The 14,304-nt window shown below is 62.9% G+C and carries 12 protein-coding genes; all 12 read right to left on the bottom strand.

The annotated features are described in order from the left end of the window. Positions 1-8: 8 nt before the first annotated feature. Complete coding sequence (locus G3O01_RS05505; RefSeq protein ID WP_205803510.1) at positions 9-2,444, bottom strand: 3-hydroxyacyl-CoA dehydrogenase/enoyl-CoA hydratase family protein; 2,436 nt, start codon at positions 2,442-2,444, stop codon at positions 9-11. A gap of 126 nt (positions 2,445-2,570) precedes the next feature. After that, positions 2,571-4,358 (bottom strand): acyl-CoA dehydrogenase C-terminal domain-containing protein, encoded by a 1,788-nt coding sequence (locus G3O01_RS05500; RefSeq protein ID WP_205803509.1) that lies wholly within the window; start codon positions 4,356-4,358, stop codon positions 2,571-2,573. Between the two features lie 97 nt (positions 4,359-4,455). Then, the gene (locus G3O01_RS05495; RefSeq protein WP_205803508.1) at positions 4,456-5,061 is read right to left on the bottom strand and encodes a TetR/AcrR family transcriptional regulator; all 606 of its coding nucleotides are present in this window, start codon (positions 5,059-5,061) and stop codon (positions 4,456-4,458) included. 239 nt (positions 5,062-5,300) lie between these two features. Beyond that, positions 5,301-6,563, bottom strand: a complete 1,263-nt coding sequence (gene clsB, locus G3O01_RS05490; RefSeq protein ID WP_205803507.1) for a cardiolipin synthase ClsB — start codon at positions 6,561-6,563, stop codon at positions 5,301-5,303. Continuing rightward, a complete protein-coding gene (gene nudB / locus G3O01_RS05485; protein ID WP_205803506.1) occupies positions 6,560-7,036 on the bottom strand; it encodes a dihydroneopterin triphosphate diphosphatase in 477 nt (158 codons plus the stop codon). Before nudB ends, clsB begins: the two co-directional genes overlap by 4 nt. A gap of 160 nt (positions 7,037-7,196) precedes the next feature. After that, the gene (gene aspS, locus G3O01_RS05480; RefSeq protein WP_205803505.1) at positions 7,197-8,996 is read right to left on the bottom strand and encodes an aspartate--tRNA ligase; all 1,800 of its coding nucleotides are present in this window, start codon (positions 8,994-8,996) and stop codon (positions 7,197-7,199) included. A gap of 72 nt (positions 8,997-9,068) precedes the next feature. Continuing rightward, entirely contained in the window at positions 9,069-9,725 is a 657-nt protein-coding gene (locus G3O01_RS05475; RefSeq protein ID WP_205803504.1) for a DUF502 domain-containing protein, read from the bottom strand. 67 nt (positions 9,726-9,792) lie between these two features. Beyond that, complete coding sequence (locus tag G3O01_RS05470; protein WP_205803503.1) at positions 9,793-10,137, bottom strand: FmdB family zinc ribbon protein; 345 nt, start codon at positions 10,135-10,137, stop codon at positions 9,793-9,795. A 138-nt stretch (positions 10,138-10,275) separates the two neighbouring features. Then, a complete protein-coding gene (locus tag G3O01_RS05465) occupies positions 10,276-10,920 on the bottom strand; it encodes a thiopurine S-methyltransferase (protein WP_205803502.1) in 645 nt (214 codons plus the stop codon). A gap of 25 nt (positions 10,921-10,945) precedes the next feature. Further along, positions 10,946-12,526 (bottom strand): ubiquinone biosynthesis regulatory protein kinase UbiB, encoded by a 1,581-nt coding sequence (gene ubiB / locus G3O01_RS05460; RefSeq protein WP_205803501.1) that lies wholly within the window; start codon positions 12,524-12,526, stop codon positions 10,946-10,948. Between the two features lie 15 nt (positions 12,527-12,541). After that, on the bottom strand, positions 12,542-13,186 hold the full coding sequence (locus G3O01_RS05455; RefSeq protein WP_205803500.1) for an SCP2 sterol-binding domain-containing protein: 645 nt from the start codon (positions 13,184-13,186) through the stop codon (positions 12,542-12,544). 108 nt (positions 13,187-13,294) lie between these two features. Continuing rightward, positions 13,295-14,290, bottom strand: a complete 996-nt coding sequence (locus G3O01_RS05450; protein ID WP_205803499.1) for a TIM44-like domain-containing protein — start codon at positions 14,288-14,290, stop codon at positions 13,295-13,297. Between the last annotated feature and the right edge of the window lie 14 nt (positions 14,291-14,304).

Below are 14,304 nucleotides of genomic sequence, written 5' to 3'. Positions count from 1 at the left end.
AGTCCCCCTCAGTTGCGCACCGGTTTGCCCGTTTGCAGCATGCCCATGATCCGTTCCTGCGTCTTCTGCGTGCCGAGCAACTCGACGAACGCACGACGCTCCAGCGCCAGCAGCCATTCTTCATCGACGAGACTGCCCGCTTCGACATCACCGCCGCACACCGCTTCCGCAATCCGGCCAGCGATCAGGTAATCGTGCTCGCTGATGAAACGGCCATCGCGCATGTTGACCAGCGACGCCTTGATCGTCGAAATCGCCGAACGTCCGGCAACCGGCACCTGCGTCACACGCAGCGGCGGACGATAACCCGCCGCTGCCAGCGCACGCGCTTCCTTCTTCGCCGTGTCGAGCAGTTCGAAAACGTTGAAAACGATCGTGTCCGACGGCTTCAGATAACCCATCGCGCGCGCTTCGAGCGCGGAGCCGGAGACCTTCGCCATCGCCGCGTTTTCGAACGACTTTTGCAGGAACTTGAGCAGATCATTGGTCGCGCCGACTTGCGTTGCGGCTTCCGCAGCACGCAGCGCGGCTTCCTTCAGACCGCCGCCCGCCGGAACCAGACCCACGCCCACTTCCACCAGACCGATGTAGCTCTCGACGTGCGCAACGCGCTTCGCGCTATGCAGCACCAGTTCGCACCCGCCGCCAAGCGCAATGCCCGACACGGCCGCGACCACGGGCACGTTCGAATACTTCACGCGCAGCATGCCTTGCTGGAACTTCTTCACGAACGGCTCGATGCCCTTCGCGCCGCCCATCATGAACGCGGGCATCGCTTCTTCGAGATTTGCGCCTGCCGAGAACGGGCCGCCCGGCGCGCCGAGTTTCAGCGACGTCGGTTGCCAGATCACGACGGCCTTGTAATCCTTCTCGGCGACTTCGATGGCCTGCGTGAGACCGTCGATCACCGACGGTCCGATCGTGTTCATCTTGCTCTTGAACGACACGATCAACACGTCGTTCTCGCCTGCGCGATCATCGACCCATGCGCGCACGGCATCCGTTTCGAACACGGTCTTGCCGTACGTCTTCGGATCGGCGCCCGTTTCGCCCGCGAGCGGTGCGCGGAACACCTGACGGTCGTACACGGACAGCGACGAGCGCGGCACGAAGCGCTTCTCGGCCGGCGACCACGAGCCTTCGCTGGTATGCACGCCGCCCTTCTCGGCGACAGCGCCTTCGAGCACCCACGCGGGCAGCGGCGCATTCGACAGCGCCTTGCCTGCCGCGATGTCTTCCTGCACCCACTCGGCGATCTGCTTCCAGCCCGCCGTCTGCCAGCCTTCGAACGGACCTTCGTTCCAGCCGAAACCCCAGCGGATGGCGAGATCGACGTCGCGCGCGTTATCGGCGATCGATTCCAGATGCACGCCGATGTAGTGGAACACGTCGCGGAAAATCGCCCACAGGAACTGCGCCTGCGGGTGCTCCGACTCACGCAGCAGCTTCAGACGCTCAGCGGGCGGGCGCTTCAGGATGCGGCCGACCAGTTCGTCCGCCTTCGCGCCGCCATCGACATACGCGCCGGCTTTCGGGTCGAGCACCTTGATCGCCTTGCCTTCCTTCTTGTAGAAGCCCGCGCCCGTCTTCTGTCCGAGCGCGCCCTGTTTCACCAGCGCGGCGAGCACGGCAGGCGTTTCGTACACGTGGAAGAACGGATCGCCCGTCAGGTTGTCCTGCATCGTCTTGATGACGTGCGCCATCGTGTCGAGACCGACCACATCCGCCGTGCGGAACGTCGCCGACTTCGCGCGGCCGAGGCGACTGCCCGTCAGATCGTCGACTTCATCGAAGCGCAGGCCGAATTTCTCGGCTTCCTTGATGACCGCGAGGATCGAGAAAATACCGACGCGGTTCGCGATGAAGTTCGGCGTATCCTTCGCGCGCACGACGCCCTTGCCGACCACGCTCGTCAGAAACGTTTCGAGTTGATCGAGGATTTCCGGACGCGTCGCCGCAGTCGGGATCAGCTCGACCAGGTGCATGTAGCGCGGCGGATTGAAGAAGTGCACGCCGCAGAAGCGCGCCTTCAGTTCGTCGGAGAAACCGTTCGACAGTTCGGTGATCGACAGGCCCGACGTGTTCGACGCGAAAATCGCGTTCGCGCCGATGTGCGGCGACACCTTCTTGTACAGATCATGCTTCCAGTCCATGCGCTCGGCGATCGCTTCGATCACCACGTCGCATTCGGCGAGCTTTTCGATGTCGTCGTCGTAGTTCGCGGGCTGGATGTATTGCGCGTCGTCCTTCACGCCAAAGGGCGCGGGCGACAGCTTTTTCAGGTTCTCGATAGCCTTGAGCGCGATGGCGTTTTTCGGGCCTTCTTTCGCGGGCAGATCGAACAGCAGTACGGGCACCTTTGCGTTGATCAGGTGCGCAGCGATCTGCGCGCCCATCACGCCGGCGCCAAGCACGGCGACCTTGCGAATGATCAGATTGCTCACGTCGTTCCTCCGGGGCGTTATGCGGTGTCGCGAGTCGCCGCGCGCGGGCTTCGATAAGCGGCGCGCGGCATATGTGTGAGAGTGTCGCGTCGGCGCATGACTTTGGCGCGCCGACGCGTGATGGCTTTAGAACAGCGCTTCGTCGATTTCCATCAACGTCTTCGAACCGGCGCGCGCGGCGCGGATCGTCGATGCCGTTTCGGGCAGCAGCTTCGCGAAGTAGAAGCGCGCAGTGGCGAGCTTCGACTTGTAGAACGGATCGCCCGCTGCCTGCTTGTCGAGCGCGATGCGCGCCATGCGGGCCCAGAAGTACGAGAACACCAGATGGCCGACGGTGCGCAGATACGGCACGGCGGCGGCGCCGACTTCGTCCGGGTTCTGCATCGCCTTCATGCCGATTTCCATCGTCAGCTTCTGCACCTTGTCGCCGATATCCGCGAGCGGATTGATGAACTCCTGCATTTCCGGCTTGATGCCTTCTTCCTCGACGAAATCCGTCACCAGCTTGCCGAACTTCTTGAGCTTCGCACCCATGTCGCCGAGCACCTTGCGGCCCAGCAGATCGAGCGACTGGATCGAGTTCGTGCCTTCGTAAATCATGTTGATGCGCGCGTCGCGCACGTACTGCTCCATGCCCCACTCGGCGATGAAGCCATGGCCGCCGTAGATCTGCATGCCCATGTTCGTGCCTTCGAACGCGTTGTCCGTCAGGAACGCCTTGATGACGGGCGTAAGCAGCGCGACGAGGTCGGCGGCATCCTTGCGTACGGATTCATCCGCGTGCGACAGCTCCTTGTCGATGTTCAGCGCGGCCCAGTACGTGAAGGCGCGCGCGCCTTCCGCGTAGGCTTTCTGCGTGAGCAGCATGCGGCGCACATCGGGGTGAACGATGATCGGGTCGGCGGCCTTTTCGGGCGCCTTCGGGCCCGTCAGCGAGCGCATCTGCAGACGTTCCTTCGCGTAGATCAGCGAGTTCTGGTACGCGATTTCCGTCAGGCCGAGACCTTGCATGCCGACGCCAAGGCGCGCGGCATTCATCATCACGAACATCGCGTTGAGACCCTTGTTCGGCTCACCGACCAGCCAGCCCTTCGCGTTGTCGAGATTGATCACGCACGTCGCGTTGCCGTGGATGCCCATCTTGTGTTCGATCGAGCCGCACTTCGCGCCATTGCGCTCACCGGGATTGCCGCTCGCATCGGGAATGAACTTCGGCACCACGAACAGCGAAATGCCCTTCGTGCCTTGCGGCGCATCCGGCAGACGCGCGAGCACGAGGTGAACGATGTTCTCGGCGAGATCGTGTTCGCCGCTGGAGATGAAGATCTTGGTGCCGCTGATGGAGTACGAGCCGTCGCTGTTCGGCTCGGCCTTCGTGCGCAGCATGCCGAGGTCGGTGCCGCAATGCGGCTCGGTCAGGCACATCGTGCCCGTCCATTCGCCCGATACCAGCTTCGGCACGTACGCCTGCTGGAGTTCCGGCGTGCCATGCGCGTGCAGACACTCGTAGGCGCCGTGTGACAGGCCCGGATACATCGTCCAGGCCTGATTCGCCGAGTTCATCATTTCGTACAGCGCATTGTTGACGAACGCGGGCAGGCCCTGGCCGCCGAAGTCCGGATCGCAGCCGAGCGCAGGCCAGCCCGCCTCGACGTACTGACGGTACGCTTCCTTGAAACCCTTCGGCGTGGTGACGACGCCATCGCCTTCGTACTTGCAGCCTTCCTGGTCGCCGCTCTGATTCAGCGGGAACAGCACTTCCGAGCAGAACTTGCCGGCTTCCTCGAGCACCTGGTTGATCGTGTCGGCGTCGAGATCAGCGTGCTTAGGCATCTGCTTGATCTCGGCTTCGACGTTCAGCAACTCGTGCAATACGAATTGCATGTCGCGCAGCGGCGCGGCGTACTGTCCCATGAGTCTCTCCAGTCAATCCAAAGGTGTCGGCTCGAACTCCGCTGCCAGTTTCCCCGCCGTCTGGATCCATCCGATGATGAGGACCCACCCAGCCTCGCTAGCTGCTTGCGCTCTCGCTCTGATACGAAACAATCAGTTTTTCCAGCGCGGCCCACGTGAGGCGCACGGCATCGGGCAGATGCAGGAAGCGTGCGTCATGATGCAGGCCGAGCGTGAAGCTATACAGTTCGAAAAGCATCAGTTGCGGGTCCGTATCCGCGCGCAGATGCCCTTCTTCCATTGCCTGCGAAATGGCTCGCGTGAGCGCGGCGCGCCACATCGTGACGCTCGCGACCAGCTGCTCGCGCACCGCACTGTCCGCGCGATCGTCATACTCGACCGCGCCGCTGATGTAGATGCACCCAGTCGTGACTTCCTGGATGCGCTTCTCGATCCAGCGCGAGATCATCGCGCGCAAGCGCGGCAAGCCTCGGGGCTCGCGCAGACTCGGGAAGAACACCTCGTCTTCAAAACGACGGTGATACTCGCGCACCACTTCGACCTGCAGGTCTTCGCGCGACCCGAAATGCGCGAACACTCCGCTCTTGCTCATCTGCATGCGCTCGGCCAGCAGACCGATCGTCAGACCTTCCAGTCCGTCGCGGCTTGCCAGGTCAAGTGCTGCATCGAGAATCGCGGCTCGCGTCTGTTCGCCTTTTCGCATAGCTATGTACCGTCTGATTTGATCGAAAGAAAAATCGAACGGTCGTACCATTATTGTGGGCGACCGTCCGCGAAACAAGGAATTTATTAGAAACGGGTTTCTAACCACATTCTGATTTTCCGTCATTCGTCTATCAGACGAAGCGGAATTTTTAGAATCATTTGCCAGAACTGATGCGAGTTGTCTCCGATTATTGATTATTATGAATAGGCTTTTGTCTGCCTTTTCTGTATCGCCTGTTAGTCGTAGCCGCCCACGGTCAGCAGCTTCATCGCGATCCGATAGGTGTTGTACGCAATCCAGTTCAGCGCGCGCTCGCCCGCCGGGCGTGCTTCGTAATGCTTTTCGTCGATGCGGCGCGATTCGTCGAACGCCGCGAGGATCGAATTGCGCAGCTGGTCGATCTCCGGATGCAGCACCAGCACGACGTTCGCTTCGTTGTTCAGCATCAGGCTGAGTGCATCGAGATTCGACGAGCCGACTGTCCCCCAGTTCGAATCGACCACAGCGACCTTGCCGTGCAGCATCGTCCTTTCGTATTCGGCGATCTTCACGCCCGCCTTCAGTAGCGTGCGGTACAGGAACGGCACCGCGTAGTCGAGCATCGCGAATTCCTTCCTGCCAATCACCAGACGCACGTCGATGCCGCGCTGCGCCGCGTAGATCAGCGCGCGCCGCAGCTTGCGGCCGGGCATGAAGTAAGGATTGGCGAGCAGCACTTCGGAGCGCGCCTGGCCGATGGCCGTCAGATATGCCTTCTCGATCGCGCGGCGGTTGACGAAGTTGTCGCGCGCGACGAACGCGACGCACGGCTCGGCCATCGCGCGCATGTCGCCCTGCCGGGTGCTGCGGCGCACGCGCACGAAGCGGTCGGTCGCGGCTTGCGGCGTCGCGCCGCCGACGGGCGGCGGCACCAGCGCCGGACGATGGCCGATGCGGATGCGCTCCCACTGCACATCGAACGCTTCCTGAACGTCGGCCACGACTGGCCCTTCCAGTTCGACAGCAAAGTCCCAGCGCGCGTAAGGCAGCCGCGTGCCGTTCTGATCGAAATCGTCGACGACATTGATGCCGCCGCAATACCCGAATTCATCGTCGACGACGGCGAGCTTGCGGTGTGTGCGCGAAAAGCCGAAACGGCCAAAGATATGCGGGTTGTAGATGCGATGCTCGACGCCCGCGGCCTGCCAGTCGTTGAACATCGGCAGGCGCTCGGTGCCGACGCCGTCGGTGATCACGCGCACGTGCACGCCGCGCGAGGCGGCGCGGATCAGCGCGTCGGACACGGGACGGCCGGACGCGTCATCGCAGAAGATGTAGGTTTCGAGCGCGACCTCGCTTTTTGCCGCGTCGATGCGTTCGATCAGCGCGGCGAAATAGGTCTCACCCGACTTGAAGAGTCGCACCGAGTTGCCGGAACAAAAGCGCGCCCTGGACCAGTAGCGCCGGCCCGGCAGATGCTGCGTGAGCCGGTCGAAGCGGCGGATGCCGCCGCCGCTCATCGGCAACGCTCCTTCACGCGCTGCGGCAATTGCAGGATCGCGTCGCGATTGGACCACGAGAAGCAGCGCTCAGCCGCCGCCTGCCAGGGCAGCCACAGATGCGCGGTATGTTCGAGCGGCGCGAGCGTCACTTCGAGGCGCTGCGGCACCTGCAGGCTGAACCAGTGCTCGGTGTTGTGCGTGACGCCGTCCGCGTAACGATGACGCCACGTCGGGAAGATTTCGAACTCGATATGGTGATGCCAGTCGACGAGCGCTTCGCGCGGAACCGTCTCGCCGCCGATCACGATGCCCGTCTCTTCCGCCACTTCGCGGATAGCCGTTTCGACGACCGGTTCGTCGATGCGATCCTTCGAGCCCGTCACGGATTGCCAGAACGCTTCCTTGTCGGCCCGTTCGATGAGCAGCACGTCGAGTTCAGGCGTATGAATGACGACGAGCACGGATTCCGGAATCTTCGGCGGTTTCGGCATGGTGATAAAGCGGGGCGCGGTGTGGCGCGATTGCATGTCGGACGGCAGAGCTTACAGCGACTGTAACGCAAAAAGCGAAAAAGGCGCATGACGCGCCTTTTTCGCTGTTGTTTCGCCAACGCGTCGTTGTTTTAACGACGCATTGCGGAAACGGTCACATTTACGCCTTTTGCTCGGGCTGACGCAGACGGATATGCAGTTCCTTCAACTGACGTTCGTCGACTTCGCTCGGCGCCTGCGTGAGCAGATCCTGCGCGCGTTGCGTCTTCGGGAACGCGATCACGTCGCGGATCGAGTCAGCGCCCGCCATCATCGTGACGATACGGTCCAGACCGAACGCGATACCGCCGTGCGGCGGCGCGCCGTACTGCAGCGCGTCCAGCAGGAAGCCGAACTTCAGGCGCGCTTCTTCCGCGCCGATCTTCAGCGCGCGGAACACCTTGCTCTGCACGTCTTCCTGGAAGATACGAACCGAACCGCCGCCGATTTCCCAGCCGTTCAGCACGATGTCATACGCCTTTGCCAGGCAGCGGCCCGGATCCGTTTCCAGATACTCGAGGTGTTCGTCCTTCGGGCTCGTGAACGGATGGTGCGCAGCGACGTAGCGGTTTTCTTCTTCGTCGTACTCGAACATCGGGAAGTCGACGACCCACAGCGGCTTCCAGCCCTTCTCGACCAGGCCGTTCGCCTTGCCGAACTCCGAATGGCCGATCTTCAGGCGCAGCGCGCCGAGGCTGTCGTTGACGACCTTCGCACGATCTGCCGCGAAGAAGATGATGTCGCCGTCTTGCGCACCCGTGCGCTCGATGATCGCGGCGATCGACGCGTCATGCAGGTTCTTGACGATCGGGCTTTGCAGGCCGTCACGGCCCTTCGCGACTTCGTTGACCTTGATCCACGCCAGACCCTTCGCGCCGTAAATGCGCACGAATTCCGTGTAGCTGTCGATGTCGCCGCGCGACAGTTCAGCGCCCTTCGGCACGCGCAGCGCCGCGACGCGGCCATCTTTCGTGTTCGCCGGTGTGCTGAACACCTTGAAGTCGACGTCGCGCATGGCGTCCGTCAGTTCCGTGAATTCGAGCTTCACGCGCAGGTCCGGCTTGTCCGAACCAAAACGGCTCATCGCTTCCGAATACGGCATCACGGCGAACTTCGCGTCCAGATCGACGCCGATCGTTTCCTTGAACACATGACGCGTCATGTCTTCGAACAGGTCACGGATTTCCTGCTCGCTCAGGAACGACGTTTCGCAGTCGATCTGCGTAAATTCCGGCTGACGGTCGGCGCGCAGGTCTTCGTCGCGGAAGCACTTCGTGATCTGGTAGTAACGGTCGAAGTTGGCGACCATCAGCAGCTGCTTGAAGAGCTGCGGCGATTGCGGCAGCGCGAAGAACTGGCCCGCGTTCGTGCGCGACGGGACGAGGTAATCACGCGCACCTTCCGGCGTGCTCTTGGTCAGCATCGGCGTTTCGATGTCGATGAAGCCGCGCGAGTCGAGGTACTTGCGCACTTCCATCGCTACGCGATAGCGCAGGCGCAGGTTGTGCTGCATCTGCGGACGGCGCAGGTCCAGCACGCGGTGCGTAAGGCGCGTGGTTTCCGACAGGTTGTCGTCGTCGAGCTGGAACGGCGGCGTGACCGACGCGTTCAGCACGACCAGTTCGTGGCACAGCACTTCGATCTTGCCGCTCTTGAGGCTGGCGTTCGTCGTGCCTTCCGGACGGTTGCGCACGACGCCCTTCACCTGGACGCAGAATTCGTTGCGCACGCCTTCGGCCGTCTTGAACATCTCAGCGCGGTCCGGGTCGCAGACGACCTGAACGAGGCCTTCGCGGTCGCGCAGGTCGATGAAGATAACGCCGCCATGGTCGCGGCGCCGGCTCACCCAGCCGCACAGCGACACGGTTTGACCCAGCAGGTGTTCGGTCACCAGACCGCAGTATTCAGATCTCATCGACATGATGTTTGTCTTTCGTTTTGCATTAGTTGAACGACGCGCGCCGCAGCTTGTGGCGGACGGCGCGAGCCGGCATTACAGCGGTGGCTCGACGGGCGTGCGGCGCTCCGGCGCCGGCTGATTAACGGGCGGAGCAACGACACCCATCGAGACGATGTACTTGAGCGCGGCATCGACAGTCATGTCGAGCTCGATCACTTCGCTTTTCGGCACCATCAGGAAGAAGCCGGACGTCGGGTTCGGCGTGGTCGGCACATAAACGCTGACGTGGTCTTCCTTGAGATGGTTGACGACGTCGCCGCCGGGAATGCCCGTCAGAAACCCGATGGTGTAGGACCCTTTGCGCGGATATTCGATCAGCAGCGCCTTGCGGAACGCGTTACCGCTCGACGACAGAAGCGTGTCGGACACCTGTTTGACGCTAGTGTAGATCGGGCCGACGACGGGAATGCGCGCAACGATCAGTTCCCACCAGCCGACCAGCTTCTGCCCAACGAAGTTCTGCGTCAATAGTCCTACGACGAATATGAAGGCCAGCGTCAATACCGCGCCGAGTCCGGGCAGGCGGAAGCCGAGCATTCGCTCCGGTTGCCAGGCGCGTGGCAGCAGAAGCAGCGTCTGATCCATCGTGCCGATGATCAGGCCGAGCACCCACAGCGTGATGGCGAGAGGCACCAGCACCAGCAGGCCAGTCAGGAACACCGATTTGAGCGTCGTCTTTTTCGTCGTCATGTGTACCGCCAGAAATCCGCGCGAACCCCTTGCGCGGCGTCTACGTCACCTTGCGGTGGCGAAACTGCTAGCTGCCCGAGCTGCCCGTAGGAGCGGGCGCGGGCGTCGCTGCCGGCGCAGCAGCCGGTGTGCTCGTGGATGCGGCGGAGTCGGAAGAAGCCGTATCGGGCTTGCTCTCCGTTTTCGTGTCCGACGCGCCCGAGCTGGTGCTCGCGGCGCCGCCCGAATTGCCGCCACGGAAGTCCGTGACGTACCAGCCGGAGCCCTTCAGCTGAAAACCGGCGGCAGTAACCTGTTTGCGGAATGCATCGGTTCCGCACTCCGGACATTGCGTCAACGGGGCGTCGCTCATTTTCTGGAGCACGTCCTTCGCGAAGCCGCATGACTCGCAACGATAAGCGTAGATCGGCATGACCTTATCCCTACTGAAAACTCTTAGAACGCTTGCAAAGCCTTGAATTATAGCCGCAAACAATGGCGCACCCCGGATTTCGGGGAGGACGGCGGGCGCAACCGCAATTCTCTTAGATGGAGGCGGAGGAAACGATAATCAAGACTTTGCTGCACCGCGTCGACGCCAGCTCAGCCAGCGCTCGCGCCCGGCGAAGACGGCGATCGAATCGCTCACCGGCTCGTCTTCGAGCAATTCGAAATGGGGCAATAACAACGCATCGAGTTCCGCGCGCCCGATAATGAACGGCGGACCCTTCGCCGGACCCTCGCCGATGAAAAAGAAGCCGGCAAGCAAGCCGCCCGCGGGCAACAGTTCCGCCATACGCCCGACCCAATCGGCGCGCCGCGCGTGCGGCAACGCGCATAGAAATGCCCGCTCGTAGATCCAGCCGGGCACGAATGGTGGCTGGTACGTGAAGAAATCCGCCTGTTCGACGAGGCTCGCGTGCGCGCCGAGTTGCGCGCGCGCAGCTTCGACGGCACTCGATGCGAAGTCGATCGCTCGCAGCGTCCAGCCTTTTTCCGCGAGCCACCACGCTTCGTACGCACTGCCGCAGCCGGGAATCAGCGTGGACATCGGCGCATGGCGTTCGACGAACGTCTTGAATGCCGACGGCACGCCCGCCTGATCCCACGGCATGAAACCGCGCTCGAAGCGCTCGTCCCAGAAGCCGGGCGCGTTTGGATCGCGGGATTCGAAGTCCGGCGCGGCGGGCGGCGCGGTTCGCCTGGAGTCGCTCATCAATGCACCTCGTGAAAGGCCTTCACTAACCGCCGTACGCGATGGCAAGCCAAGCGCGCGCCAGCACGGCGCCGACGCCCACCGCCACGCCGAACATCAGCAGCCCTTGCAGCAGCCGGTTCGTGCGCTTCTGTTCGAGCAGGATCTGGCGGATGGTTTCGTCGTTGATGCCGCGCTGTTGCGCGTCATGACGCTGCGCGAGCGCGTGATGAATCAGGCGAGGCAGTTGCGGCAGCGTCTTGCTCCACTGCGGCGCCTCGATCTTCAGCCGCTCGTACCAGCCCTTCGCGCCGATCTGCTCGTTCATCCAGCGCTCGAGATACGGTTTCGCGGTCTTCCACAGGTCGAGTTCGGGATCGAGGGAACGGCCGAGACCTTCGACGTTCAGCATCGTCTTCTGCAGCAGCACGAGTTGCGGCTGGATTTCCACGTTGAAGCGGCGCGACGTCGAGAAGAGGCGCATCAGCACCTGCCCGAGCGAAATATCTTTCAGCGCACGGTCGAAATACGGCTCGCAGACAGCGCGGATCGCGCTTTCGAGTTCCTCGACACGCGTGGTAGGCGGCACCCATCCCGACTCCAGATGCAGCGTCGCGACCCGGTGATAGTCGCGCTTGAAGAACGCGAGAAAGTTCTGCGCGAGATAGTTCTTATCGAAGTCCGACAGCGCACCGATGATGCCGAAATCCAGCGCGATATAACGCCCGAAATGCGCCGGATCGAGACTCACCTGAATATTGCCTGGGTGCATGTCCGCGTGGAAAAAGCCGTCGCGGAACACCTGCGTGAAAAAGATCTCGACGCCTTCGCGCGCCAGCTTCGGAATATCGACGCCCGCCGCCCGCAGCGTGTCGACCTGGCTGATCGGCACGCCGACCATCCGCTCCATCACGAGCACGTTCGCCGTGCAGAACTCCCAGTACATCTCCGGCACGAGCAGCAGATCGAGGCCCAGGAAGTTGCGGCGCAACTGGCTGCCGTTTGCAGCCTCGCGCATCAGATCGAGTTCGTCGTGCAGATATTTGTCGAACTCCGCGACCACTTCGCGCGGCTTCAGGCGCTTGCCGTCCGCCCACAGGCGCTCGGCCCACACGGCGATGTCGCGCAGCAGTGCGAGATCGGAATCGATCACGGGCAACATGTTCGGCCGCAGCACCTTGACTGCCACCTGCTTGCCCGCGTGCTGGCCCGTCTTCAGCGTCGCGAAGTGAACCTGCGCGATCGACGCGCTTGCCACGGGCACGCGCTCGAAGTCGTCGAAGATCGAGTCGACGGGCGCGCCGAGCGACTTTTCGATAATCGCAATCGCCACCGCCGAATCGAACGGCGGCACCTGATCCTGCAGCTTGGCGAGTTCGCTGGCGATGTCGGGGCGCAGCAGGTCGCGGCGTGTGGACAGCACCTGACCGAACTTCACGAAAATCGGCCCGAGGCTTTCCAGCGCGAGGCGCAGACGCACGCCCGGCGGCTGATCGAACTTGCGGCCGATCGTGGTGATACGCAGCAACAGCCGCACGCGGCGGTCGTTGACGCGGCTCAGCATCATCTCGTCGAGGCCGAAACGGATGACGGTAAAGAAAATCTTGAGAAAACGCAGGAAACGCATGTTTGAGCCCGGTGACTAGCGCGTGCCGCGCGACGTGGCGGCGCCGCCCGACGCATCAGCGCCACGGGCTTCGACCTTCTGTTCAAGACGTTCGACGCGCTTCTCGACGCGCGCGAGCGCATCGCGGGCGCGCGCCAGCTCGGCGTTGAAATCGTCGAGCGCGGTGCGGCGCACGAGCTGCGGGTTTTCGTCCAGCAGATACTCGGCGACCGATTCGAGCAGATTACGGCCCGTGCGCAGCGCATGATCGCCGACCGAGCGCGCCACCGATGCAATCCGCCACGCCGGCCCATCGCCGACGAGCTTCGCCAGATCTTCTTCCGGCTCCCAGCGCAGATGCTCGGCGAGTTTCGCGATCACCGTGGCGAACTCCGCGTCGCCTTCGATCTTCACGTGCTTCATCACGGCCGCCTGGCCGCCTTGCAGGAACGCGGGCACCGCATCCGACGGAACGGAGACGGTAACGTCGAACGCCTGCGCTTCGCTTTCGTCGACGGCGCTCAGATAGCCGTCCGGCTGGACCAGCAGAATTAGCGTGACGGGAGGACAGGACAGCCGCGCAGTCTTGCCGGCGTATGGAGTGAGACGTTCGCGCGCCCACGTTTCGCGAGCGAGCAGATGGTTGACGGCAGCAGCGAAGGGCTTGGCGGCAAGGGTCATCGGCAGTGGAAAGAGAAAACCCGCGCCGGCGACTGCCGACGCGGGTTCCTATTGTAACGTCCGTTCGCTTCGAGCCTGGCTCTGCCGAACAGCTAATCCTTTACGGATTCAGTGATGATTCACCTGCTGGATGCCCGCGAGCAGCCAGCCTTCGCCGTTGCGCTTCGACAGGTTCCAGATTTCCTCGAACGGCTCAGCCCCGCCGCCCGACGTCTCGCGGATCAGGCCATGGAAGCGCACGCTCGCCAGATACTCGCTGCCGCGATCCTCGACACCCAGCAAATCGGCGTTGAGCTGCACGACGTCCGTCTGGTTCTTGTCCGCGCCGCGCGAACTCAGGTCTACCCGCACTTCGGCGAACATTTCAGGCGTCGTGAACTCACGGATGTCGTCCATGTTGCCGGCGTCCCACGCTGCCTGCAGGCGCACGAAGTAGACCTTCGCGTTGCGCAGGAACGCTTCCGAGTCGAAACCCGCCGGCACGACCGGCGCTGCGGCGACTTCGGGCGTGCTCAGCGGATTGCCTTGCGGCCCGAGGTACGAACCCGTCGGCGGCGCCGTGTAGCGCGGCTCCTGCGAGTAACCCGTGCCGCCCGCGTTCAGCGTCGGCGCGCCGCCGGCGTAGGCGGGCGTTTGTGCATCGCGCTTGCGGCCAACGAACTTGCGGATCAGCCAGATGGCGATGAACGCGATCAGCGCGATCACGATCAGGTTCGACATCATGCCGGCGAACGCTTCGCCCAGACCGAAGTGCGAGAGCAGCGCCGCGATACCGAGACCGGCCGCGAGACCGGCGATCGGCCCCAGCCAGCGCGAGCGGTTAGGCTGCGCAGCAGGCGTGGGCGGCGGCGTAGCGGGACGCTGCGACTGCATGGCCTGCGACGGCGCGCCGGGCGACTGCGAAGGCGTCGGCGCCGTTTGCTGCGACGGCTGGGTGATGTTCGACTGACGCCCGATACTGCGGCCGCCGCCCATGCGTTTCGCTTCGGCGTCGAGCGAGGCCAGTGTGCTGATGGAAATCAGGCCGACCATCGCGATCAGTCCGATTCTTCTCACCCATGACCCCTTAACCTTACAACGAGATGACAGATTCAAATCGGACATTTCTGCAATTTCCT

The sequence above is a fragment of the Burkholderia sp. Ac-20365 genome (genome assembly GCF_017104715.1).
Classification (GTDB): domain Bacteria; phylum Pseudomonadota; class Gammaproteobacteria; order Burkholderiales; family Burkholderiaceae; genus Paraburkholderia.
The sequence above is the reverse complement of the archived record's forward strand: the minus strand, read 5'-3'. Positions and strand labels throughout refer to the sequence as shown.

Bases quoted from the DNA above. Each gene is read 5' to 3' on its own strand.
- G3O01_RS05500 (WP_205803509.1), bottom strand. From the start codon at position 4,358: ATGGGACAGTACGCCGCGCCGCTGCGCGACATGCAATTCGTATTGCAC.
- G3O01_RS05495 (WP_205803508.1), bottom strand. From the start codon at position 5,061: ATGCGAAAAGGCGAACAGACGCGAGCCGCGATTCTCGATGCAGCACTT.
- clsB (WP_205803507.1), bottom strand. From the start codon at position 6,563: ATGAGCGGCGGCGGCATCCGCCGCTTCGACCGGCTCACGCAGCATCTG.
- nudB (WP_205803506.1), bottom strand. From the start codon at position 7,036: ATGCCGAAACCGCCGAAGATTCCGGAATCCGTGCTCGTCGTCATTCAT.
- aspS (WP_205803505.1), bottom strand. From the start codon at position 8,996: ATGTCGATGAGATCTGAATACTGCGGTCTGGTGACCGAACACCTGCTG.
- G3O01_RS05475 (WP_205803504.1), bottom strand. From the start codon at position 9,725: ATGACGACGAAAAAGACGACGCTCAAATCGGTGTTCCTGACTGGCCTG.
- G3O01_RS05470 (WP_205803503.1), bottom strand. From the start codon at position 10,137: ATGCCGATCTACGCTTATCGTTGCGAGTCATGCGGCTTCGCGAAGGAC.
- G3O01_RS05465 (WP_205803502.1), bottom strand. From the start codon at position 10,920: ATGAGCGACTCCAGGCGAACCGCGCCGCCCGCCGCGCCGGACTTCGAA.
- ubiB (WP_205803501.1), bottom strand. From the start codon at position 12,526: ATGCGTTTCCTGCGTTTTCTCAAGATTTTCTTTACCGTCATCCGTTTC.
- G3O01_RS05455 (WP_205803500.1), bottom strand. From the start codon at position 13,186: ATGACCCTTGCCGCCAAGCCCTTCGCTGCTGCCGTCAACCATCTGCTC.
- G3O01_RS05450 (WP_205803499.1), bottom strand. From the start codon at position 14,290: ATGTCCGATTTGAATCTGTCATCTCGTTGTAAGGTTAAGGGGTCATGG.